Annotated in this window: 21 protein-coding genes and 1 other annotated feature; of the genes, 3 read left to right on the plus strand and 18 right to left on the minus strand. The window is 42.3% G+C overall.

The window, feature by feature from the left end; genetic code table 11:
• Positions 1–69 precede the first annotated feature (69 nt).
• The 5 genes from RQP52_RS08220 to RQP52_RS08240 all read right to left on the minus strand — a co-directional run bounded on the left by RQP52_RS08220 (position 70) and on the right by RQP52_RS08240 (position 5,313).
• Entirely contained in the window at positions 70–909 is an 840-nt protein-coding gene (locus RQP52_RS08220; protein ID WP_315950740.1) for a helix-turn-helix transcriptional regulator, read from the minus strand.
• A 46-nt stretch (positions 910–955) separates the two neighbouring features.
• Positions 956–2,623 carry a glutamine--tRNA ligase/YqeY domain fusion protein gene (locus RQP52_RS08225; protein WP_315951490.1) on the minus strand — a complete coding sequence of 556 codons (1,668 nt, stop codon included), beginning with the start codon at positions 2,621–2,623 and terminating at the stop codon, positions 956–958.
• 79 nt (positions 2,624–2,702) lie between these two features.
• Positions 2,703–2,956 (minus strand) — a binding site (T-box leader).
• A gap of 60 nt (positions 2,957–3,016) precedes the next feature.
• The gene (locus RQP52_RS08230; RefSeq protein WP_315950741.1) at positions 3,017–3,349 is read right to left on the minus strand and encodes an ArsR/SmtB family transcription factor; all 333 of its coding nucleotides are present in this window, start codon (positions 3,347–3,349) and stop codon (positions 3,017–3,019) included.
• Between the two features lie 25 nt (positions 3,350–3,374).
• Entirely contained in the window at positions 3,375–4,283 is a 909-nt protein-coding gene (locus tag RQP52_RS08235; protein WP_315950742.1) for a hypothetical protein, read from the minus strand.
• 46 nt (positions 4,284–4,329) lie between these two features.
• Positions 4,330–5,313 carry an SLAC1 anion channel family protein gene (locus RQP52_RS08240; protein ID WP_315950743.1) on the minus strand — a complete coding sequence of 328 codons (984 nt, stop codon included), beginning with the start codon at positions 5,311–5,313 and terminating at the stop codon, positions 4,330–4,332.
• Between the two features lie 278 nt (positions 5,314–5,591).
• Between RQP52_RS08240 and RQP52_RS08245 the strand changes: the two genes are divergently transcribed.
• Entirely contained in the window at positions 5,592–6,503 is a 912-nt protein-coding gene (locus RQP52_RS08245; protein ID WP_315950744.1) for a LysR family transcriptional regulator, read from the plus strand.
• Here the strand turns inward: RQP52_RS08245 and RQP52_RS08250 are convergent.
• Genes RQP52_RS08250 through ilvB form a run of 3 tightly spaced genes read right to left on the minus strand, consistent with a single transcriptional unit; the run spans position 6,490 to position 8,719 of the window.
• Positions 6,490–6,696 (minus strand): hypothetical protein, encoded by a 207-nt coding sequence (locus tag RQP52_RS08250; protein WP_315950745.1) that lies wholly within the window; start codon positions 6,694–6,696, stop codon positions 6,490–6,492. The two genes, RQP52_RS08245 and RQP52_RS08250, sit on opposite strands and share 14 nt — an antisense overlap.
• The gene (gene ilvN, locus RQP52_RS08255) at positions 6,693–6,977 is read right to left on the minus strand and encodes an acetolactate synthase small subunit (protein ID WP_379171996.1); all 285 of its coding nucleotides are present in this window, start codon (positions 6,975–6,977) and stop codon (positions 6,693–6,695) included. The genes RQP52_RS08250 and ilvN overlap by 4 nt, the downstream gene beginning before the upstream one ends.
• Entirely contained in the window at positions 6,974–8,719 is a 1,746-nt protein-coding gene (gene ilvB, locus RQP52_RS08260; RefSeq protein ID WP_315950746.1) for a biosynthetic-type acetolactate synthase large subunit, read from the minus strand. Before ilvB ends, ilvN begins: the two co-directional genes overlap by 4 nt.
• Positions 8,720–8,869: 150 nt before the next feature.
• Here ilvB and RQP52_RS08265 point away from each other — a divergent pair, with 150 nt between their 5' ends.
• Positions 8,870–9,778, plus strand: a complete 909-nt coding sequence (locus RQP52_RS08265) for a LysR family transcriptional regulator (protein WP_315950747.1) — start codon at positions 8,870–8,872, stop codon at positions 9,776–9,778.
• 50 nt (positions 9,779–9,828) lie between these two features.
• On the opposite strand, the gene RQP52_RS08270 is transcribed toward RQP52_RS08265, so the two are convergent.
• A complete protein-coding gene (locus tag RQP52_RS08270) occupies positions 9,829–10,665 on the minus strand; it encodes a phosphotransferase family protein (RefSeq protein WP_315950748.1) in 837 nt (278 codons plus the stop codon).
• Positions 10,666–10,758: 93 nt separating this feature from the next.
• On the opposite strand from RQP52_RS08270, the gene RQP52_RS08275 reads away from it, so the two are divergent.
• Complete coding sequence (locus RQP52_RS08275) at positions 10,759–11,562, plus strand: hypothetical protein (RefSeq protein WP_315950749.1); 804 nt, start codon at positions 10,759–10,761, stop codon at positions 11,560–11,562.
• 9 nt (positions 11,563–11,571) lie between these two features.
• Here RQP52_RS08275 and RQP52_RS08280 read toward each other — a convergent pair whose 3' ends face one another.
• The 9 genes from RQP52_RS08280 to ppsA all read right to left on the minus strand — a co-directional run bounded on the left by RQP52_RS08280 (position 11,572) and on the right by ppsA (position 23,325).
• A complete protein-coding gene (locus RQP52_RS08280) occupies positions 11,572–12,144 on the minus strand; it encodes a DinB family protein (protein ID WP_315950750.1) in 573 nt (190 codons plus the stop codon).
• Positions 12,145–12,889: 745 nt separating this feature from the next.
• A complete protein-coding gene (locus RQP52_RS08285; RefSeq protein ID WP_315950751.1) occupies positions 12,890–14,497 on the minus strand; it encodes a gamma-glutamyltransferase family protein in 1,608 nt (535 codons plus the stop codon).
• 2 nt (positions 14,498–14,499) lie between these two features.
• On the minus strand, positions 14,500–15,519 hold the full coding sequence (locus tag RQP52_RS08290; protein WP_315950752.1) for an ABC transporter ATP-binding protein: 1,020 nt from the start codon (positions 15,517–15,519) through the stop codon (positions 14,500–14,502).
• Positions 15,467–16,489, minus strand: a complete 1,023-nt coding sequence (locus RQP52_RS08295; RefSeq protein ID WP_315950753.1) for an ABC transporter ATP-binding protein — start codon at positions 16,487–16,489, stop codon at positions 15,467–15,469. The genes RQP52_RS08290 and RQP52_RS08295 overlap by 53 nt, the downstream gene beginning before the upstream one ends.
• 12 nt (positions 16,490–16,501) lie before the next feature.
• Positions 16,502–17,332: an ABC transporter permease gene (locus tag RQP52_RS08300; protein ID WP_315950754.1), complete on the minus strand. Its 831-nt coding sequence runs from the start codon at positions 17,330–17,332 to the stop codon at positions 16,502–16,504.
• A gap of 4 nt (positions 17,333–17,336) precedes the next feature.
• The gene (locus RQP52_RS08305) at positions 17,337–18,284 is read right to left on the minus strand and encodes an ABC transporter permease (RefSeq protein WP_315950755.1); all 948 of its coding nucleotides are present in this window, start codon (positions 18,282–18,284) and stop codon (positions 17,337–17,339) included.
• Between the two features lie 27 nt (positions 18,285–18,311).
• Positions 18,312–19,895 carry an ABC transporter substrate-binding protein gene (locus tag RQP52_RS08310; protein ID WP_315950756.1) on the minus strand — a complete coding sequence of 528 codons (1,584 nt, stop codon included), beginning with the start codon at positions 19,893–19,895 and terminating at the stop codon, positions 18,312–18,314.
• Between the two features lie 25 nt (positions 19,896–19,920).
• Positions 19,921–20,397 (minus strand): Lrp/AsnC family transcriptional regulator, encoded by a 477-nt coding sequence (locus RQP52_RS08315; protein ID WP_127450662.1) that lies wholly within the window; start codon positions 20,395–20,397, stop codon positions 19,921–19,923.
• 321 nt (positions 20,398–20,718) lie between these two features.
• Positions 20,719–23,325 carry a phosphoenolpyruvate synthase gene (ppsA, locus tag RQP52_RS08320; protein WP_315950757.1) on the minus strand — a complete coding sequence of 869 codons (2,607 nt, stop codon included), beginning with the start codon at positions 23,323–23,325 and terminating at the stop codon, positions 20,719–20,721.
• Positions 23,326–23,493 lie beyond the last annotated feature (168 nt).

A 23,493-nucleotide genomic window follows, 5' to 3' on the forward strand; every position in this document is an offset into this window, starting at 1 on the left:
TAGTCAACCTAAAAGGAGGTAACCACAGTATGTTTATACGGGTAACCAGATTACTAGGCTACGTTGATCTTATAAAACCTTATCAAGAAAATCCTTTAATCTCTTCTCCGTTGGCGTACCCGTTATCGGTGTGAAAATACAGAAATGTAGATCGGAATCGGCATTTATGCTGACGAAGGAGTTGATTTCAAAGGCCAACTCGCCCGCTCCAGGGTGATTTAGAAGAAATTGGCTCGTCTTTTTCAACTGGATATCGTGCATACGCCAAAGCGAGTCAAACTCAGAACAGTCGGCTGCCAATCGTTCTGCCGTTTCTTTAAACCAAACATCACCATCATTACGTTCTAAATAAGATCGAAAGACCGCTACGGAATATCGCGCAAATTCGTCCCAATTCCTCATATGATTGCGAAAATAGGAGTCCATGAAAAAAATCCTCATGAGGACACGCTCTTCATTGGACATCGATGAAAAATCGGTGATGATCTCGCAAGCCGCTTGGTTCCAGGCGATGACTTCTGTTCTGTCATTCGCGACATATGCGGGAAAAGCCAAGTGGTCAATAATACTTTGCCATTCAGGCTTTATTTGTTCTTGTCTCTGAGGTGCACCCGTGTTTTCTGGACTCCACAAACGCAGTAAATGCAGCCTTTCATCTGAGGATAATTGAAGCGCCCTTCCAATGCTTTCTATAACTTCCCTGGAAGCTGTCACCTCTCGTCCTTGCTCCAGCCATGTATAATAGGTTGCGCTAACACCTGCCAGAATAGCGACCTCTTCCCTCCGAAGTCCCGGGGTTCTCCTCCGTCCATACGAATGCTGAAAACCCGCTTGCTCCGGGTGCAATCGCTCCCTTCTTGACTTCAGGTAGTCTCCCAAAACCTTCAGCTTGTTGTTATCAGCACCCATGCAATCCCTCCTCGATTTGTAGAAGCACTCGGATGCCTTTCTTTGTTCATTTCTCTTTTTTGCTCCAAGCATCTTTTAATGGTACGACACGGTTAAACTCAAGTCTATCGCTGCTTTTGGCTTCCAGCGAAAAATAACCATGCCGCAGAAACTGGAATTTTTGTTCCGGGTGTGCTTTTTGAATGTAAGGTTCCATGAGAACTTCATTTATGGTAACCATCGAGTTAGGATTAATCAGTTTCATCCAATCCTCACTGTCTTTCGGAACTTCCTGGTCAAGCAGCAGTTTCTCATAGAGATGGATATCAGCCTTAACGGCTTGCTCGCTTGAAACCCAGTGGATCGTACCCTTTACTTTACGCCCGGTGAATCCTGAACCACTTTTGGTCTCTGGATCATAGGTGCAACGGAGTTCTGTAATTTCTCCCGAAGCGTGATCCCGTATGATTTCTTCGCACCGAATGAAATAGGCTCCCTTCAACCTTACTTCAGCATGAAGACTAAGCCGGTGAAAACCCTTAGAGGGTACTTCCATGAAATCTTCACGTTCGATATAAATGGTTTTAGAGAAAGGAACTTCTCTCTTTCCAAGCGCCTCGTTTTCACTGTTGTTTTCAATCCATAACATTTCTACGGCATCTTCCGGATAGTTGGTAATGACCACCTTCAAGGGTTGAAGAACAGCCATAACCGTGACGGTCTTTTCTTTTAGATCCTGTCTCAGGCAATGATCCAATAGGGAAATGTCTACCGTGCTCTGAGTTCGAATGCTGCCAATTTCCTCAATAAAGGTGCGAATGCTTTCTGGTGTAAAACCTCTTCTTCGCAATCCTCGAAGGGTGGGAAGTCTGGGATCATCCCAACCATCCACATATCCCCCTTCTACCAGCTGCCTCAAAAACCGTTTACTCGTCACGACACCAGTTAAGTTCAACCGGCCGAACTCCCTTTGCCGCGGAGGCTCAGGAATCTCCAACTCATTCAAGACCCACTCATATAAGGGCCTATGATCTTTGAATTCAATAGAACATAAAGAATAAGTAATACCTTCAATGGCGTCTTGAATAGGATGAGCAAAATCGTACATGGGATAGATGCACCAGTCATCCCCCGTTCTATAATGCTCCGCATGAATGATGCGATAAATGACTGGATCCCTTAGATTCAAATTGGATGAACGCATATCGATTTTGGCGCGAAGCACTTTAGATGAAGTCGGGAATTCGCCATTTTTCATTTTCACCAAAAGCTCTAGATTTTCCTCGATGGTTCGGTTCCTATATGGGCTATCTATGCCTGGTTCCGTCAATGTGCCTCGATACGCGGTTACTTCCTCTGGCGTTAAATCACAGACATAGGCTTTCCCACGTTTAATCAAAGTGATTGCGGCGTTGTAGATCTCGTTCGAGTAGTCCGAGCCATAGTAGATATGTTCCCCCGGATCGTAACCAAGCCATTGGATATCCTCTATAATCGCGTTCACATATTTGATATCCTCCTTCAGAGGATTGGTGTCGTCAAAGCGTAAATGAAACTTCCCGTCGAACTTACGGGCAATTGTATAATTCGTGTGTATGGCGTAGGCGCTTCCAATATGAAGATAGCCGTTGGGCTCAGGGGGAAACCTTGTGCACATCTCCCTGCCGAATGCTTTTTCTCTCATTTCCTCATGAATTAACTTTAAGATAAAATTGTCCGCCAAATGTTCCTGCATCTTGTTCAATTCAGACTCCTCCTAATAAACGCAAAAGTGGTTTGAAAATAAAAAAAACTTCACCTCCAAGACGTTCAGTCTTGAGGACGAAATTTTCGTGGTACCACCCCAGGTTCATTAATATGTCGCCATATTAACCTCTTCAAGTACGGCATTGCAGGCAATGCTTATACTCTAGCTCAATAACGGGAGCGCCCGTCATGCCACCCCCCTTGCAGGTTCCGACATGCTGCTCATAGACTTGTTTCGTGGAAAAGCTCTTTACTCCTTTTCAGCTGCCGGAGCTCTCTGTGCAAGATCATCTTCCATTACTCTTCTAATCATCGCGTTCAATATTGACCTTATAATATCAAATGATTCCCTTTTTTGTAAACTGGTATTCTACTTATAACCCTATAATTTCTTGGCTTGCATCCCCGCGGCAAAGTCCTCCAAAAAGTTATCGATAGCTCCCTCATTACGTCGATAATATGTCCATTGACCATAACGACGCGATTCCAACAATCCGATTTTTTGCATGGAAGACAAGTAGGTGGAGATCACGGACTGTGCTAAACCGGCTTTTTCTTGAATGTCCGCCACACAAACTCCTCCAGGAAATTCAACTTGAATCTCGCTGGGCAAATCCTTGTGCAATTTATCCGGTTCACTCAGCCAGCAGAGGATATTGAGCCGGGTTTCATTCGATAAAGCTTTCAGCACAGCGAGCAAATCTTCATTTTTCATGACACTACACTCTCTTCTGGTTGGTTTATTCTTGTACTGCTTGTGTGTTTCTCAACTGTCGGTATGCCGCAGAGATACACATCAAAACGCCTGTTGTGGCAAAGACACCTACTGGAAACCCCCATGTCCCCCAGGCCGGGAATATAAGCGGCATCAATGAGACACCAAAGGCAACGGGAACAGGTGTTTTAAACCATTTACAGAGAATGAGCGTAATCACAACATTGATGACACCAACCCAAATAATAGATCCTTCCAATAAATGTAAAACCCCGACGGAAAGAATGGCTGTTGCCGTCAATACGGCTAGACGCGGCGGAATCAATTTCCAATGAAAATTCTTTGTATGAAACACTTCGAAAATGAGGGCAAATACCGGTGGAACCACAATCACTTCCAGATTCGTTACGAAAGCCAGTCCAATCCAAAGCGCTAAAATAATGGTGATGATCACCGTGTCTGTTTTTTTGCGAAACTTTTCAGAGCCCTCAGGCAAATTTTCTGATTTTCTCATTCTAAAAGCGGCTAACATAATCACAAACGTAAATACAGCTGTAGTTGTTGCAAAAACATAGTCATGCAAGCCTAAGAAAATCGGCAGCAAAGTCGCAGGAATCGTCGGTCCAAAATTGACGCGAAATAAGTGCATGAGAATGACAATAATCACAAGACCAAGCAATATTTTCGGCTGCGTCATAAGAGTCAACTCGTTCAATGCAGTACCAATGAATGCACCTATGGTTGGAGCAAGCCACAGATGAACAGGCTTCTTGATCCAATGAGCGACAGGAAAAACCATAACCCCCATCGCCATACCGGCGATTTCCGGGAAGAGTATATCTCTCTGATTTAGCACGACTGCTGCAACAAGCATCAGAATAACTAACAAATATGCTGACAAAAATCTTTTTGATCGTAGCGTATTCCAGATCATTTCAATCGTCTCCTTTCGACAAATCCTAACTATGACAGTTCTATTATTAACCTTTTAGTAAATTCCCATTAAATAAAGCCTTCAGCGTGCGAATAAATAATACGATTAATGCGATATTAAGCACGACCAGAATAACGGCGGAGACGGCAATTAACAGCCAGGAATTCACAAACATAGCATATTGCAAAGCGGCATTACTGAGTGCTGCAAGAGGAAAGCTTACGCCCCACCAAGAGGCTCCAAACGGGATCGATTTTTTGAATACTTTGAAGAACAACACAATGAACAGAAACAAGCCAAAATAATATAAAATGGACGCGAACTGATCAATTCGTTGCTCGAAGTTCACATAACCGAGAAAACCAACCTCGAACGGCGCAATCATAATAAGCATGGAGGGTGTTAAACCCGAATGCATAGGAGCATGGTGGATCAATCTGGATAAGATCATGGTAAGAAAAATCAGAGCAACAACTCCGCCAATCGCTAGCGAAATCAAATTAACTTCATGTGCCCATGGGAATGGCATTGACCCGCCGGCAACGGCAATATCCAGGGTCCCTACCCCAGGAATCAACCAAGCAGGCACCGCGTGACCATGCTCAATATTCCCATTCAACAAGCGTGTAACAATGATAAAACAAAGCACTAATGTCGTTACGGTTCCGATTACCCAAACCACTTGCCCTACGATATGACTGTAAGTACCTATTACGGAAGATAGCAATAGAATAGCAATCGTGATCGTACCAAAAAAATTGCCCATGATGGGATGAACGAATTCGGCTTTGACTTTCTGTGGGTATAGAACCCATTTCGAAATATAAGCTATGCTTAATATGATAAATGCTAGAACTGCAATGATCCCAATCATATCAGCGATAACAAGTGGAGCACCAAATAGCTTACTTGCTTGTCTCCAAGCCAATGCCAGTCCTGATATTCCCATAACCGACGCAAATAGATTAACGGGTAAAAATTGAACGGAACCGATGCTTTTTTGTTTTTGTACGGCAGTTATGGTTTGCATGAATAATAGTCACTACTTTCTAAAATTTGATTTATTTCCTTCGATTTTACCTATTAAAAGGTAGATGTTGAAATAACAATTTCGTTCATCTTGCATTTTCAGGGTATACGTTGTATAAATGATAAAATCACTCCTTCCACCAACATAAGTAACATTATTAATGAATTGATGAAAAGGATCAATATTCAATATTCTATTGTTATCATTCGTTAAATGAATCATTTATACATCGTACATCCTAATAACGTCCAGATGAACATCAAAGTGAGGTAACCTAGATGGAGTTTCGACAACTCGAGTATTTCGCGGCAATTTGTGAAGAATTGCATTTCACAAAGGCTGCGGAGAAACTGGGTATGAGCCAGCCGACCCTAAGTCATCAAATCAAGATGCTGGAAGATGAGCTTGGAGTCCCCTTATTCGACCGAATCGGTAAAAAAATTGCCATAACAGAAGCCGGCCACATTCTTTTAAACGAATGCAAAGTCATTTTCTCATCCATAAAAAATGTCAAAGTGCAAATTATGGAGCTCCAAAAGGTCACACGTGGAACTTTATCCATAGGTGCATTACCCGGAGAACTCACGCAGCTCGTATCGTCCTTGTTGATCGATTTTCACCAAGTCTATCCTGAAGTACAGATCAAAATCGTTAATTTTGACGATGTTGTGGAGAGAGTCATACAAAATCAGATCGATCTGGCCATCACCATTCTTCCTGTTGAAGATGATCGGGTTGTCAAATATCCTCTATACAAAGAAGATATTTATTTGACGGTCTCTAAGGACCATGTCCTGGCAGTGCGAGAAAGCATTAACTTTGACGAAATTAACAAGTATCCGTTCATCATGTTTCCTCAAACTCACAAATGCCGGCAAATTATTGATTTAACAAGCAGTACTTCTGGCTTTAATATTGAACCCATCATCGAAACGACCGCCATCGAAACCATTATAGGACTTGTCAAATCTGGTGCCGGAGTGACTGCCCTGTCCAGAACATACTTGAATTTGTACAACGACACGCAGCTAAAAGCAATAAAAATCGAGAATCCTACGCTGAGCAGGGAAATTGCCATCATCCATCATAAGGATAAATACCTAAGTCAAGCTACCCGTTTATTCATGGACCTATTATCCAATCATATTGCTGAATTAAAGCTGGCGGAAGAGATAATCACAGAGAAATAGGGGCTTGAGGAGCCGGCGCTTCAATAAAACTCGTGTTTTCACGTGCATATAATTTGTTGCCTATTTGTATCTCATAGTCATTATAGGCTTCAATAAGGCCCCCTCCGATCATTTTCCCCTCCTTCATAACCATTACATAGTGATAAAATAACATAGCATTGTCGAACTCCGTATCATGATGAAGAGTTTTCATGGTATATCTACCTCCATTATTTCTGTTGATTGGGCTGATGCTGTATCAGGTAATTCAACAATTTGAATAACGTCGATGAGTTTATTTAGCTGCTTTTGTATTTGCTCAAACGTGTGATCATCCCCCGACGTCACAATGATCATGCGTGACAATTCAGGATCTTGCGTTTTACCTACGCGGAGACTGTCAATGTTATAGCCGCGACGCCCGAATAATCCCGCAACTCTCTGTAGAACGCCTGGATGATTGTTTACAAGTACAGAAATCGTGTGCCGTTTCATTTTTCGTCCCCCATGATCATTTCGTCTATCGTTGCTCCTGGGACAACCATCGGATAAACATTCTCTTCCTGGCTAACCACAAAATCAATCAGTACAGGGCCTTGAATATCCATCGCTTTTTTCCACGCTTCTCGAGCCTCATCTTTATTGGTTGCCCTTAGGCCAGTAATACCATAGGCTTCCGCTAATTTTACAAAGTCTGGGCTGCCTGATAGCTCCATATGACTGAACCGGTTATCGTAAATGATTTCTTGCCATTGCCGGATCATGCCTAAAACCTGATTATTCAGAATAACGATCTTCACGGGGATGTTATGCGTTGCACAAATCGCAAGCTCTTGTGTACACATTTGAATCCCTCCGTCACCGTTGACAGACACCACGAGTCGCTCAGGGTTGCCTACTTGTGCCCCTATCGCGGACGGTAAACCAAACCCCATGGTCCCGAGTCCGCCTGAGGTAATCATCGATCGCGGGTGTTTAAATCGATAGAATTGAGCGGCCCACATTTGATGCTGGCCCACATCCGTAGTAATAATTGCTTCACCATTGCTGGTTTCACTGATCATTTCAATAACGAATTGTGGTTTTAGAGTTGTTTCTGAATCCGTGTAGCGAAGTGGAAACTCTCTTTTGTTTTCCTGAATTTCAGTCAACCACGCCTCTGATTTGGCCGGTTTCGCTTGAACGTTAGCCTTTTGTAGTACTGATTTTACATCGCCGATACAAGGGATCGCCGTTTGCATGATTTTCCCGATTTCTGCGGGATCGATATCGATATGAGCGATTACTTTCGCCTTTGGAGCAAATCCGCTAGTTTTCATTGTTACTCTGTCGTCAAAACGTGCGCCAATGCTGATAAGCAGATCGCAATTTTGCAAAGCTTTATTCGCTGTGTATGTTCCATGCATACCCGGCATGCCCATCCATAATTCGTGTGCGCTTGGGAAAGCTCCCAATCCAAGTAAAGTTGTTGTAATGGGGATTCGGGTTTTCTCTACAAATTCGAGCAGCTCCTTGGAAGCATCCGAATAGATAACGCCTCCGCCGGCCAGAATAACAGGACACTCCGCTTTTTCGATCGCCATGAGCAGCTTTTCGATTTGCGTAAGATTCGGCTGAACATATGGCTTGTAGCCGCGAATTTCAGGTATTTCTAATGGATATTGAAATTCCATTTGTTGACTCGTTATATCTTTCGGAATATCGATCAAGACCGGGCCTTTACGACCAGTAGAAGCAATATAAAAGGCTTCATGAATAATCTTCGGCAGTTCATTGACATCACGGACTAAAAAGTTGTGTTTTGAAATCGGCATTGTGATTCCAGTAATATCCGCTTCCTGGAAAGCATCCGTTCCAAGTAAAGCCGTAGAAACATTGCCTGTAATCACAACTAATGGAACAGAATCCATATTCGCGGTGGCGATTCCCGTAACCAGATTCGTCGCCCCAGGTCCCGATGTTGCAAAACAAACCCCAACTTTTCCAGTAGCACGTGCATAACCGTCTGCTGCATGAATAGCTCCTTGCTCATGTCGCGTTAAAATATGTTTTAATTCCGGAAGATCATGAATGGCATCATAAATGTTCAGAACACTTCCTCCAGGAATTCCAAAGACACACTCCACACCTTCAATCAGCAAACTTCTGACAATTGCCTCGGAACCTGTAACCCTGTCGTTCCTCAATAGCTTGGTAAACCATTCTTTCTCTGCATGCAGCCCCTCAATCGTCTTCATCCTATCTCCCTCCCATATTCCCTCCAATAAAAAACTTTCAATCCGTTTGCGTTGCTTAGACGTTATGTTATCATAGGCTCATCTATTTCAGTTATGGAAAGATTCAATATCTGTTATTTCGAAACCTGATAACCAAAGGGAGAGAAACTTATGATTGACTTGCTAGAGGGGAGATTTTTCAAGACATTTATTGCCGTGATGGAGGAAAAAAGCTTTAATCGTGCTTCAGAGAAATTAGGATATGTTCAGTCTACGGTTACCAACCATATTCAATTACTTGAGCGGGCATGTGGTCAGAAACTTTTTTACCGCTTATCAAGAGGAGTAAAGCCAACGGAAGCAGGCCTCAAACTTGCCAAGTTTGCACATCAATTTGTCCATTTAGGGCTGACTTTGGAAGAAGCCATGAATGAATCGAATCAACCAAGAGGGACCATTCACTTAAGTATGCATGAATCTTTTTTTGTGACGAGAATGGCATCGCTTATCGAGAAATTTCGCTTTGATTATCCAATGGTTAAATTCAAGCTGGAAACGGGCTACCATCAAGATGTTATTGACGATGTTTCTCAGCATGTTGTTGATTTTGGGATTGTACCTCGAGATCCTGGGCGAGAAGACCTAATTTTTTACCCTATGCTGCAGGAAGAATTGATTTTTATTGCCTCACATGAATTGACGGAAAAAGTGGAAACGGATGGTTTAATAGTGCTAAACCATGAAGCCGCGATCAGCTTTGGTAACAGCTGCTTGTACCATACACATGCCAACATGATCTTAGAGGAGACTGGGGTTGAAACAAGTGGTGCGATTCAATATCCTAGTATTGAAATGATTAAAAAAGCTGTGAAGTGTGGGATTGGATTTGCTTTAATTCCCAAAATAGCAGCTGAAAAAGAATTGGAAGAAGGTGACTTCCAATCGTTGCCTTTGCCTACCGGGATATTCTCCACCCATGGCATTATTGTAAATAAAGATAGAGAATTAAATTTCCCAGCCCAAATGTTCAAGTCATTCGTACTGGATAGTTATTCTAACGAGACCAATCATGATGCTTGATCATTCTTTGGCTGCGTAAAAGACTGCCGGTTCTGTGCCGGCAGCCTTCTTTAGGAAGCATATAGAGCATTTCGTATCATAGATACAAGCTTTGCAACTTGTTCTTCGGCCAATGCTCCCGATGAGATGGAACGAGCAGCAGCCGGTATATACCAGGCTCGTATTTCTTGCTCAGTATGCCCCGATAACTTACAGTACTCATCTATAAAAATGTTAAGGGCGACTTGTCGTGAAGTCTCAAAGAAATCTTTGACAGCAGTTGGGGTTTCTGGCGGCAATACAGCAAATTCAATCATTACACAAACTTCCGCGACATCCGCGGCGGGATTGCCGATGATAGCATGCATCCAGTCGACCATATACATTTTATTATTTTTTATGATGACATTCCCTGGGTTCGTATCGCCATGACAGAATTGACGTTGTACAGGCAGCTGGTCCATGTAGGTATGAATCGCAGATAATTCGTCGTCCGTAAACACGGCCGGATGACCAATAATCGATTTTAAATGCTTAATTTGCTCGGTAGCTATGCCGGTGACTTTGATCTGATGAATATCATTCAGAACTGCCGCTAATTTTCGCAGATCATGATCTGGTTCGTTAAAATCAAACGTTCGAAAAGCATACAGTCCCTCAAATATTCGATCCAAAAACGTTTCTCCTTCGATCTTTTCGAAAACGATACCGTGCCTTCCTTCCCAGCTAACTTGTTCAAAGGGACGGGCTGTTGAAAGTCCATTCTCCCAGGCGATATAGCAGTTGCGAAATTCACGTTGAACAGCATCCGCTTGCGTGTCCAAATTGAAAAGTTTGACAACTTTATTGCTGTCCATCCATTCGTATACTTCACAACTCGAACCCAAACCAATACGTTTACCAAGCAATATCAAACACCTCCCTCAGCCTTTTATATACATCTATTGCTAGTTCATGATATTCTTGGGACATCGATAGAATGATCCAATAAGGAGTAACAAGTGAACCTTTCGAGAATCTCGCAACTGTTAGTAACAAAATTCAACCGTTATCACCTTATGCTTATGGCTCTTGCAATTTTGCTTGTTTCATTCATTAATTACTATCAGAAAGACTTCAAACTACCCCATCATTATCATTATGAAAAACAAAAAGCTTCTAACGGTGTCCTCTTACATACAATACGAACTACTCCGGATAATATTCGACTTCAAGCCATCGATACGAATGTAACGAAGACTCCTTTCTACGGTATCAACGGGGGATTCTTCTGGGAAGGAGCTTTGTTGAGCATTGCGGTTCTCAACGATCAACCTCTGAAAGGTTTACCAGGCGATTATGGCTCTGGCTGGTACAATACTGGTATAGACACAAATTTAAAACGTGGAACACTCGTATGGGATGACATCACGAAACACTTCTCGATTCAAGTAGTCACACATGCCGGCGAGTTGTCCGTCACAGATAAGCACCATTATTGGGCTCAAGGGGGCGTCAGCATGAGACTTAACGATCGTTTGGATTGGGAGAACGATATGATTCTAGAGGAGATGCCAGCTTATGACGAAAGTCGTATGCGTTCGGCCATTGTTTATGATAGCCAAGAAAACGTGTACATGGTTGTTACCCCTACGAATTGTACAATTGCAGAGTTCCGAGCAGCCATTCTTGAAAGATTAGGCGACCGAAGATTAGTAGACGGCATCTATTTGGATGGCGACGGCTCTTCTCAAATGCAGTGCCGCTATGTCCGGTTGAAAGGAGATCAACGTCAAGTTTATCAGATGCTAACGCTAATCCACTGATATACGGTTCTATTCAGCAATCTTGAAGTTACTAAACTCATCTCTTACACGTTCCATTTGAGAAATATGACGTTTGGCGTGCTGACATAGGAAATAAATATACTGGTAAACATCAATCTTTCCAAGATTGATTACTGTCATTGTAGTTTGAAATAAAATGCCTTCTCCATTCGGTAGTTCTTTAAGTATTTCTTTGCATTCATTTATCTGCTCTTCCATTAAACTTTTTATTTCGGATATTGACTTATCTCCAATTGGTTCCATATGTTCAGGTCGTATCCAGACAAATGATTTATGTTTATCAATTAGATCAAGCTCCCCTAAATTGTATACGTAATTAGAAACTGCGTGATCTAGATTTATCGGTATTGCAAGATCTAGAGCTTTTTTCTTTCCTTTTCGAATCAAAATTAATAGGAAATAGTTAGTTAATGTGACATGCTCTAAAATTTGTTCTATACTCCAACCAACCTTAGGTCTAAACCTAAGCAAATCTGAATGAACATCTAACCAAGAATAGTAATCATTTAATGTTCTTGTTAGTTCATTATCAATGTGATGTATGGCTTTTTTTACTGACATTTTCTCGCCTCCAGAATACTACGTTAATCTTACAGCTGTTTTTTCTGACGATTCCTCATCCATATGGCGCTAAGTAGGTAGCAAATTGAAGTAACGATGAACAATTTAAAGATGCTGGGTGTCATAGCTAAATAGAGGCTTATAGGAAGTGACCAGATGAATGCTATGAACAATATAATTCGATTGTTAATTATTGAACCTATCAACGCTAAACATGCAGGGACTAAAAGAAACAAAACTGATCTCAGGAAAACGTCATTACTTACTTGCTCAGAATTGTACGGGTTATAAGAGACAAAAATCAGCCAAAGCGTTATCGATCCTAACGACGAGAGTATGCCCAAATGTGCCGCGTACTTCATCCTTGTCCTCCCTTATAAAATAGGAGCTAATTACTCAACATATTACCACATAATGGAACAGAATGGCGTACATGAATACGTGCTTCTACCCCAATTATCAAATGAAAGGGAACTGGAGTCCCCTATTTTAGATAAACCGAGCTGTCATCCCCCTTGAGCGGAACTACAGAGACTTATTTCTTCCCCATGGCCCGATTTCCAAGCAATAGTGGCGAATTAGCGAACTGTAGTTTCCCTAACTAGATGAAAAATTGCTTTTTCACACAAATAAGGGATCATAGTTCCCCATAAGCCCAAAAACATATAAAATCTATGCTAAAAAGACCGCGATATACGCGGCCTCATATAGAATATTTGTTCAAATCACCAGACATATCCTTAAATCACCATGCAGCAATAGATCCATCCGTTCTTGGCTCAGTTCCACCAGCATAAACATCAAATTCATCACGTATAATCACTTGCCCCCGACCAAAAGAGCCTGAATCCAAAGCCCATTCAATGTTATGTCCTCTTTTGACCAATTCCTGTGCGATATGTTCCGGAACGGAGTGCTCCAGAAGGACAGTTTTATCCTTTACCCACTGCCATCTAGGTGCATCTAGTGCCGCTTGCGGATTAAGGTGAAAATCGATCATATTCATAACAACCTGCACATGACCCTGTGGCTGCATAAATCCGCCCATAACACCGAATGGACCGATTGCTTTCCCATTCTTAGATAAAAATCCCGGAATAATCGTATGAAATGTTTTCTTCCCTGGTTCTAAACGATTATTGTGCTCAGGATTAAGGGAGAAATTATGCCCCCGGTTTTGCAAAGCAATTCCCGTTCCCGGAACGACAAGACCAGACCCAAAACCCATATAATTACTTTGAATATAGGAAATCATATTTCCCTCATCATCTGCCGCACAAAGATAAACGGTTCCTCCTCTTGGGGGATCTCCTGCTGCAGGTTGTGCAGCCAAATCGTTAAGCAGCGCTCTCCTGCGGTCTGCGTAGTTATCGGAAAGCAAATCTTCAACCGAAACCGTCATTTTATCAAACTGCGTAATATAGTGTAACCCATCGGCAAAGGCCAACTTGATCGCTTCAATTTGTTTATGGTAAACTTCAACATTATCCTTGGCAGCAAAATGAAATCCTTTTAAGATGTTTAGAGCCATCAAAGCGACCATTCCCTGTCCATTTGGTGGGAGTTCCCATACATCGTAGCCTTTGTAATTAACATGAATGGGCTTCACCCATTCAGGATGAAAATCAGCAAGGTCCTCTTTGGATATAAAACCGCCATACTGTTTTGAAAATCGGTCGATCTGAGCAGCTAAATCGCCGCGATAAAATTCTTCCGCCCCGGTCTCCGCTATCAATCTTAGTGTTTTAGCATGATCCGGTGACTTCCACACCTCCCCAATGCGAGGCGCTCTTCCTTCCGGTGCAAAAGTTTTGAACCAGCTTTGAAATTGTTCACCAACAGCTTCCGCTTTGAACTTCTTATATCCAGCTCCCCAGTACTTTCCAAGAGTTGGAGAAATCGGATACCCGTGTTCAGCATATGCAATGGCTGGTTTCAAGACTTCGGTTAGAGGAAGCTTACCGAATCTTTTGGACAAAGCCGCCCAAGCGCCCGGAGTCCCTGGTACCGTTACAGGAATAAACCCATATTGCGGCATTTCCTCGTAACCCGCATTCTTTACAGCTTCAATGGATATGGACTTGGGCGCAGGCCCGCTGGCATTCAATCCATACAACTGATCTTTTACCCAAACTAGCGCAAACGCATCTCCGCCTATGCCGTTGGATGTAGGTTCGACAACTGTTAAACAGGCAGCTGTAGCAATGGCTGCATCAATCGCGTTGCCACCTTTTTTCAAAATGTCTAATCCTGCTTGGGCTGCGAGCGGCTGAGAAGTAGCCACCATGCCATTTTTCGAAAAAACAGTATGTCTTCTCGAAGAATAAGGATACTGAGTCGCGTCATAATTCATGTTTAACCTCTTTTCTCCACGTATCCTCGTGAAGTTGCTGTATGATCAATTCCTTCTTGAACAAAGTGGCATGAAACCAGTTGACCTGCATAGATTTCGGTAAGCGTGGGAGCAATTGATTTGCAGATATCCTTCGCATACTCGCACCTAGTGTGAAACGAGCAACCGGAAGGTGGATTTGTAGGAGACGGCAGATCTCCTTTAAGAATAATGCGTGCTCTTTTGGCTAGTGGATCTGCGACTGGTAATGCTGAAAGCAGTGCTTTGGTATATGGATGGCATGGATTCCGGAAAAGCTCCTGCTTATCAGCAATCTCAACAATTTTCCCTAAATACATAACTGCTACACGATCGCAAGTATGTTTGATAACGGATAAATCATGTGAGATAAAAATCACAGTCAGATTTAATTTCTTTTTAAGATCTTTCAACAAATTTAGAATTTGAGCTTGTATGGAAACATCCAGCGCCGAAACCGCTTCATCCGCGATAATGAGCTTCGGTTTAACGATAAGGGCGCGGGCTATCCCGATACGTTGTCTTTGGCCGCCTGAGAAATCATGCGGATAACGATCCAAATGTTCTTTTTTCAAGCCAACGATTTCTATCATCTCTTCAATGTTTTGAATCCTCTCGGCTTTAGTTCCCACTTGATGAACATGAAGCGGTTCCAATAGGATTTGGCGGATTGTTTTTCTCGGATTTAATGATGCATAGGGGTCTTGAAAAATGATTTGAATGTCTTTTCTCATTCTGCGCATGACTTCATTGGAAAGCTTCGCTAAATCCTTACCTTCGAATAATACTTCACCTGCGGTCGGCTCGATTAATCTGATTATACTCCGCCCTGTCGTTGATTTACCGCAGCCAGATTCACCTACAATTCCCAAGGTTTCGCCTGTGGAGACCTGAAAATGGACACCATCCACAGCTCTTACATAACCATACTTTCGATTGAAGAAACCTTGTTTAATAGGAAAGAATTTGGTTAATCCCCTCACTTCCAGGAGCGGTTTGCTCATTCCCAAGCCCTCCTTCCGCGAACAACCAACATCTACATTTATGATTTGCTTTTGTAAATAATGGCGGCGTCTCTGATAAACATTGTTCCATCACCTGGCTGCAACGTGTAGAATATCTGCAGCCTTGGGGCATTTGATGGGCAAACGGGACAGAACCCGGAATGGCAGCCAAGTATTCCCTATCGTTATTTATATCGGGCAACGAGTTCATAAGTCCTATCGTATACGGATGCTTGGGGTTATCGAATAATGTATTTACATCTGTCTCCTCGACGACCTGCCCGGCATACATAACAATTACTTGATCACACATTTCTGCTACGATACCAAGGTCATGGGTGATTAATAAAATAGAAGTGTCAGAATGCTCCTTTAACTCCCGCATAAGATCAAGAATTTGTGCTTGAATAGTCACATCCAGAGCCGTTGTCGGTTCGTCCGCAATAATCAGCTTCGGCTCGCAGGCCATAGCCATCGCAATCATCACCCGTTGTCTCATACCGCCAGATAGTTGATAAGGATATTCATGATAAATTTCTTCGGGTCGCGGCATGCCCACAGCCTTTAACAAAGCTATTACTTTCTGTTTTGCTTCGACTTTTTTTATCTTCTGATGAATGCGGATTGACTCTTGAATTTGACGGCCTATGGTATGTAAAGGGTTCAAAGATGTTAAAGGGTCCTGAAAAATCATTGAGATTTCGTTACCGCGAATATTCTGCATCTGCTTTTCTGAGTAAGATAGTAAATCTTGACCATTGAATCGGATTTCACCTTCAGCATATCCTGTCTGCGGAAGAAGTCCCATAATCGACAAGCTTGTCACGCTCTTGCCGCTTCCGGATTCACCTACTATTCCTAATGTTTGTCCAGGTAACATGCTGAGATGCACTCCGTCCACTACAGTAATCTTTCCGTGAACTGTCTTGAAACTTGTTTTTAGATTTGTAATCTCTAATAGTAAGCTCACGATATCCACCTCCTATTCCTTTACCTTTGGATCCAGATATTGCTGCAGGCCATCTCCAAGTAGATTAAAGCCAAGAACAACAAGAAAGATCGCAGCCCCAGGGAAATAGGCGGCATACGGAGCTGCTGAAAGTAAGCCCTGAGCTTGATTCAACATGCTTCCCCAAGATGGTGCCGGCGGCTGTACACCAAGACCTAGATAAGATAAGGAAGCTTCAGCCAGAATACCGGATGCCATGGCTAAGGTGGATTGAATAATAATTGGACTTAATGCATTGGGAAGAATATGTCCAAAGATAATGTTTCGATCTTTGACTCCGATCGCCTTCGCAGCTTGAATATATTCAAGACTTCTCAGCGCCAGAACCTGACCGCGAGTAATACGCACAAAGGAAGGGGCAAACCCGATTCCAATAGCCAACATCGCATTACCGAAGCCTGTCCCTAGAACCGCTGCTATAGCTAAGGCCAAAATGAGAAATGGGAATGCCTGCATGGCGTCAACAGACCTCATAACAATCCACTCATCCCAAAAACCGCGATAATACCCAGATAACAGACCAATAGGAATGCCAATCAATAAAGCAATGCCAACGGAAATTACCGCAGCTTTAATAGAAATTTGCGCCCCATGAATAACGCGTGAGAAAATATCACGGCCAAGATCGTCAGTACCAAAAAAATGATCTTTACCTGGCTTCTCTAAAATATGGTTATAATCTTGAGCATTCGGATCAATCGGGGCTATTTGTTGAGCAAAAATCGCTGCAAGAAGTAAAGAAACGATTATAAGAGCACCAATCAATCCTAGTCCTGTGCGAAAAAACTTCTTGAACTCTTTCATTACCTCACCCCTCTCCAGCCCTGATGCGAGGATCGATAGCGGCGTAGAGCAGGTCTACGCATAAATTGACAAGAACAACCAGAGCAGCGGAAATGAGTATGGCGCCTTGAACGGTAACATAGTCCCGTTTGAAAACAGATTCAACGATCAAGCGACCAAAGCCTGGAATTGAAAAGATAGATTCCGTGATCACAAGTCCGCCAAGCAGACCTGCAATCATAATGCCGGATGTCGTGACAACAGGTATCAACGCATTACGCAGCACATGCCCTATGATCGTACGAAACTCATTTAATCCTTTTGCTTTTGCTGTCCTTACAAAATCCATATTTACAACATCAAGCAAACTCGAACGAAGCATTCTCATTAATACAGCAGACTCCCGAAGCCCAGTTGCAAGGCAAGGGAGAATCATCGCCGTTATATTTTGTGCCAAATTTTGTGTAATCGGTGTATATCCCGATGAGGGCAGCCAATTGTGTTTTACCGAAAAAAAAATGATAAGCATCATACCAAGCCAGAAGTTCGGCACACTCATTCCGCCAAGCGCTGTAAATGTGCTTGTATAATCCAGCCAAGTTTTTCGTCGCGCCGCCGCAAGAATTCCAGTAGGAATTGCAATGAGAACTGCCACGATAAATGTTCCGATCGTCAATTCTATCGTTGCAGGTAATCGTTGAGAGATTAATTGAATCACAGGAACATGATCGGTAATGGACATTCCTAGATCACCACGGAGCACTTTCCCTAACCAGTTCACATACTGAATAACAATCGGTTGATCCAATCCCAATTCGTGTCTTAAAGCTTGGTACGTTTCCGGTGTCGCTTCCTGGCCCAAGATGACCCGGGCGGGATCGCCCGGAATCAGATGGATCAGGGAAAATGTCATGATCGACACCAAGAAGAGTATTGGAATCGTGAGTACAATTCTGCGAATTAAGAAACTCATGCAAGTCCACCTCTTGATATCATGTGATTATTTTTTATCTATCGTTGCGGTGCGGAAGACACCATCGGGCACATAGTTAAATCCACTTATTTTTTTGGAAAGACCGAATACATTGTTAATATGGTAAAGGTACACATAATTAGCTTCATCATGCAGAATTGTCATTGCCTTATCGTAAATAGCTTTACGTTTTGCATCATCTAATTCTTGTCTTCCTTCGGTTGCCAATTTGTCAATCTCCGGAATCGATGAATGCGAATAGTTTTGCGGCCCTTTTGTTACAACGAAATCATAGAAACTTTGATCCGGATCTGGACGCCCAGACCAGCCTATTTGTAAAGCTTGGAAGTTACCTTTATCACCATTTTCTAATAACTGTCCGAATTCTATTTTTTCTAGCTCCACTGTTATGTTATAAGGCTTTAGCATGTTTTGAACGACAGCTCCAAACTGTTCCTGGGACGGAGAAGTCCCAATCTGGAACTTGAAGGAGAAACCGTCCGGTTTTCCGCCTTTGGCGAGCAAATCTTTAATTGTTGCAGGATCTGGCTTTTCAACTTTGTCCGAATCCCCATATGCTAAGTTTCCTGGAGCGAATGGTGAATTGGCAGGGCTGGCATATCCATCCATCAGCACTTTAATAACCGTGTCGCGATCAATAGCACGATCGACAGCTGCACGTAGATATTTATTCGTAAACGGTTCTTTGGTTGTATTTAAATGAATGCCTTGATATCCCATACCCGGATTGGAAATAACGGTTAAATTGGCATCTTCCTTAATGCTCGGAATAAGTTTGGTGGCGACTGTAAGATCATCAAGCAAATCCAATTGCCCCGATTTCAAGTTTTGAATCGCTGCAGGTCCGTTCGTAAATACTTTGAATTCGACACCGTCGAGCTTTGGCTTCCCATTCCAATAATTATCATTTCTTTTCAAAGTGACATGATCGCCATTGACGTGCTCAACGAAGATGAAAGGGCCAGTACCGACCGGATGATTAAGGAAATCATCGCCGTATTTTTTAACAGCTTCCGGTGAAACCATCATTCCAGCTCTGTCGGTAAGTACCGAAATAAAAGGTGAGAATGGCTGCGATAACTCGATCTTAACGGTGGCTGGGTCTACAACTGTTATCTTATCGACGAACTTTAACTCGTTTTTGCGTTTGGACTTGTCCACTTTATTGCGCTCAAAGTTAAACTTTACAACCTCTGCATTAAAAATTGTTCCATCCTGGAACTTCACGCCACTTTTCAATTTAATCGTATAGTTTTTACCGGCGCTATCCACTTCATAAGATTCTGCTAGCATAGGAATAATCTTACCGTCCTTGTCAAGATCGAATAATTTATCAAAAATGCTATTTTGAACCATTCGATCAACGAGAGCCGATGAGCCGTAAGGATCCAGGTTAGGAGGGTCTGCTTTTAAACCGATTTTGAGTATTTTATTTCCGGATGGAGCCGAATTGCTTGCCGTTGTTGTGCTTAGGGTTGGACTGGCAGAACTCATCGTATTAGTAGAACTATCGCCACATGCAGTAAGAGTAAACATTGTGCCAACTAGAGATGTTGCTAATAACAAACGAATATCCCTTAATGTGAACATTGGTTTCTCCTCCGTTACTATTAGTCTAGCGAATAAATTTCAGGCGAGATTTCAGCACTTTCAATTCAACTATCACATTAGTTCGTGTAATCCCATCCACCCTATTAAGTTTCTTCATCAAAAATTCTGAGAGTTCTTCATAATCGCGTGTGAAAACTTGAATGATCAATTGATACTCACCCGATGTTAGAACGACCAACCGCGCCTCATATGTATCCATTAATTCCTCTACGACTTGATCAAGCTTGTTCTGATCTACAGCGATTTGGATTAAAGCTTGCATCCGAATTCCAGCTTTTATAGGATTAACGACACCTACTAAACTTAGAATTCCATCACTTTGCATTTGCTGCACTCGCATTCGAATCGTTCTCTCTGTAACACCCAGTTCGGTTGCTATTTGCGTGAAAGGCATGCGCGCATTGTCTTCTAGAAACTTTACAATTCTGTAATCCAAATCATCTAGATCTGAATAAAGTTGTCGGTTAACTTTCTCTTCCATGTTTCGCTCCTTTCGTACTTTCTAGATGATTCTTTGAACCTTCACATAACTTTTTTTGAAAAATAGTACGAATTTGTATGAACCTTATTGTAGATTATAGTACGCTTGCCTTTTGTTGATGTTAATATATGTAACATAAATATTTAAAATTTTATTCGATAAGTCTTTAATGTTACTTTTAATAACGTTTAGTTTACATAAAAATGCCCCCACAGATATGATAGTGGACTTCCATCCAATACCGTATCAACGGGGGCACACATGGTAACGTGAATTGCCATTAGATTTTAATGACATCCCAGTTTACTTGATAATAAGCTATTACAATATCTCAATATACCCTTCTGTCCCATGCACACGGATGCGCTGCCCATCTTTAATCAATTTGGTCGCATCTTCTACGCCAACAACGGCCGGCAAGCCATATTCTCGCGCGATAACTGCGCCATGTGTCATCAGTCCCCCAACTTCGGTGACTAGTCCTTTTATAGATACGAACAAGGGTGTCCAGCCAGGATCAGTAAAGGCAGTGACCAGGATATCCCCCTCTTCTATATTTGCCTCTTCCATGTTTAAAATGACACGCGCTCTGCCCTCGATAACTCCGGAAGAAACGGGTAGTCCTACAATGGCATTGGCAGGCAGATTTTCACGTTTATACTCACCTGCAATGATTTCCCCATCAGACGTCATGACACGCGGAGGAGTTAGTTTTTCAAAAAATTTGTAATCATCCTTACGTTTGCTGATGATCTGATAATCCAGCTCATTCCTGCGTACGACCTCGTGAAGTTCTTGAAAAGTGAGATAATAAATATCTTCTTTTTCTCTTATAAGATTAGCTTTCACGAGCTGTTCGGCCTCTCTCAGTAAAGCCAACTTATATACGAAGTAGCGACTAATCATCCCATATTTGGGATATTCACGATAACCGATGAAGTTTCGAATTAGGCTGATCAACCGCTTCGTTTCTTCAACTTTTTCTTCCCCGTCCGGTAAATGTTGTAATCGATCTATAAGCTCTTTCTCTTTTTCCAAAGCTTCCTGTCGCCCTTGCTCGAATTTCCGATAAGCAGCATTCGGTTCAAAATTTTTGATATTACCGAGTATCATAGGGACTAGTGTCATTGGTTTTTCACTCCAACGAGTTCTCGTCACATCGATTTCTCCGGCGCATCGCATTCCGTATTTTTGAAGATAAGCATCGATGGCGTCACGGACTTCCGGTCCACCAGCAAATTTAACAAGCTCATCCAAAAAATTATCATCTTTTACCCGCTGTAAATATTCAATGACTTCCGGATAAGGACGAATGACATCCGCGACATCCATGAGCGCTAGACCCATTTCCGAAGTAATATTGTTTGCTACAGACTGCGAAAGCGTATCTGCAACATTCTTTTCGCCCAACCACTCGTTCATTTTTTCATTGATCCTTGATGAAGCATTCATAGCTGCCATAAAAACAGCCGAGCTTTGTGGGTCAAATAAAACCCTTTTTAATTCCTGAAAATCTTCCAGAATAAAATCAAGTAAAGCCACGCCTGATTTCGATTGTATGTTTTCTTGTAACGTTCTTATCGACGTTTGATTCTTTGTGATCAATTCTGAAACGATTAATGGTCCGAAATCGACTTGTGGCGATGATGGTATAACTTTGTTGCTGTTAGCAGGAGTCTGATTTTTTTCTTCATCTGGATCCAATTTGATGAAATCGCCACGGTTAATAATCGTCGTTAATGCGTCTTTAATGAGCGGATCGTTAGGTCCGAGCACATTAATCAAGTGATCTCTTCGAGAAGGTGAAGCCAGATGATTGGTGACATCAACAAACAATCTCCCACCGGCTCTACGCATGGGTGCTGGCGTCGTTAGCAAGTAAAAAGACAATCCCAATGGTTTGATGGGATCGGTCATCATTTGTTGATGCCCGACGGATAAATAAACGTGATTTTCTTCATCATCCGCTTCAGGAATCGGGAATAAGGTTGTGATTGGTCGACTCTGGACAATATAAAATGTACCATCAGCCAAACACCACTCAATATCTTGTGGAGATCCAAAATAGGCTTCAATTTGTCTTCCGATGCGCGCCAATTGCAAAATTTGTGGTTCAGTCAGGGTTTGTGCCTTTTGCTGATCAAGTTCGATTGGCTGAGTCTCTGTCCCGCCTTCTTTTCGACCATAGATAGCCAATTTTTTGATTGAGATCCGCTTATCGACGATTTCGTCATCTTGTACTTTATAACAATCGGCAGATACCAAGCCTGAGACCAACGCTTCGCCAAGCCCGAAACTGGCATCGATGGATAGCTGCTTTCGGTTAGAAGTTATTGGATCAGCCGTAAATAAAATTCCAGAAGCCTGCGGAAAGACCATCCGTTGAATAATAACAGATAAATAAACTTGGCTGTGATCAAAACCATTTTGCATACGGTAAATGACCGCACGGTCCGTAAATAAAGAAGCCCAACATTTGCTGATATGCTGTAGGATTGCTTCTTTACCGCTAATATTTAAGTAGGTGTCTTGTTGACCGGCAAAAGAGGCATGTGGCAAATCTTCAGAAGTTGCACTGGAACGCACCGCATAGGCATGTTCTTCGCCAAACTTGGCAAGATAGTGAGCAACTTCTTTCACTACGTCATTTGGTATCTCGGCTTCTATAATAAGTTGTCGGAGCTTTCTGCTGATCTCACTAATTTGATCTCGATCTCCAACTTTCAGTGAGTTTAGGCGTTCAAGAAAAGCATGATAAGACTCGTTTTTCTCGATCGTTTGTTGATATCCCACAGTTGTCACACAAAATCCTTCTGGTACTTGTATCCCTTGAATTTTTGATAGTTCCCCTAAATTTAAACCTTTTCCGCCAACAAGGGTAAGCTGTGTTTTCTCCATTTCCTGAAAACCGAGAACTAAAGAACTCATTCTACATCTCTCCTAACCATTAAATTGAGAAAACATTTGACAAGGGATTGACGACATGGTACACTTAGAGTGTAAGATGAATGAACTTTGACCTAAAACCAACAACAAAACATTCGTGTTCCGATTATAACACCGTGTGCACTTATATGCAATACGGAAGAACCTGAT

The sequence above is a fragment of the Paenibacillus violae genome (assembly GCF_032461945.1).
Taxonomy (GTDB): Bacteria; Bacillota; Bacilli; order Paenibacillales; family NBRC-103111; genus Paenibacillus_E; species Paenibacillus_E violae.

Coding starts and splice junctions, on each gene's coding strand:
- RQP52_RS08300 (WP_315950754.1), bottom strand. CDS start 17,332: ATGAAAGAGTTCAAGAAGTTTTTTCGCACAGGACTAGGATTGATTGGT.
- RQP52_RS08240 (WP_315950743.1), bottom strand. CDS start 5,313: ATGCAAACCATAACTGCCGTACAAAAACAAAAAAGCATCGGTTCCGTT.
- ilvN (WP_379171996.1), bottom strand. CDS start 6,977: ATGAAACGGCACACGATTTCTGTACTTGTAAACAATCATCCAGGCGTT.
- RQP52_RS08280 (WP_315950750.1), bottom strand. CDS start 12,144: ATGTCAGTAAAAAAAGCCATACATCACATTGATAATGAACTAACAAGA.
- ppsA (WP_315950757.1), bottom strand. CDS start 23,325: ATGAGTTCTTTAGTTCTCGGTTTTCAGGAAATGGAGAAAACACAGCTT.
- RQP52_RS08310 (WP_315950756.1), bottom strand. CDS start 19,895: ATGTTCACATTAAGGGATATTCGTTTGTTATTAGCAACATCTCTAGTT.
- RQP52_RS08235 (WP_315950742.1), bottom strand. CDS start 4,283: ATGATCTGGAATACGCTACGATCAAAAAGATTTTTGTCAGCATATTTG.
- RQP52_RS08245 (WP_315950744.1), top strand. CDS start 5,592: ATGGAGTTTCGACAACTCGAGTATTTCGCGGCAATTTGTGAAGAATTG.
- RQP52_RS08305 (WP_315950755.1), bottom strand. CDS start 18,284: ATGAGTTTCTTAATTCGCAGAATTGTACTCACGATTCCAATACTCTTC.
- ilvB (WP_315950746.1), bottom strand. CDS start 8,719: ATGAAGACGATTGAGGGGCTGCATGCAGAGAAAGAATGGTTTACCAAG.
- RQP52_RS08315 (WP_127450662.1), bottom strand. CDS start 20,397: ATGGAAGAGAAAGTTAACCGACAACTTTATTCAGATCTAGATGATTTG.
- RQP52_RS08285 (WP_315950751.1), bottom strand. CDS start 14,497: ATGAATTATGACGCGACTCAGTATCCTTATTCTTCGAGAAGACATACT.
- RQP52_RS08230 (WP_315950741.1), bottom strand. CDS start 3,349: ATGAAAAATGAAGATTTGCTCGCTGTGCTGAAAGCTTTATCGAATGAA.
- RQP52_RS08220 (WP_315950740.1), bottom strand. CDS start 909: ATGGGTGCTGATAACAACAAGCTGAAGGTTTTGGGAGACTACCTGAAG.
- RQP52_RS08225 (WP_315951490.1), bottom strand. CDS start 2,623: ATGCAGGAACATTTGGCGGACAATTTTATCTTAAAGTTAATTCATGAG.
- RQP52_RS08290 (WP_315950752.1), bottom strand. CDS start 15,519: ATGAGCAAACCGCTCCTGGAAGTGAGGGGATTAACCAAATTCTTTCCT.
- RQP52_RS08250 (WP_315950745.1), bottom strand. CDS start 6,696: ATGAAAACTCTTCATCATGATACGGAGTTCGACAATGCTATGTTATTT.
- RQP52_RS08265 (WP_315950747.1), top strand. CDS start 8,870: ATGATTGACTTGCTAGAGGGGAGATTTTTCAAGACATTTATTGCCGTG.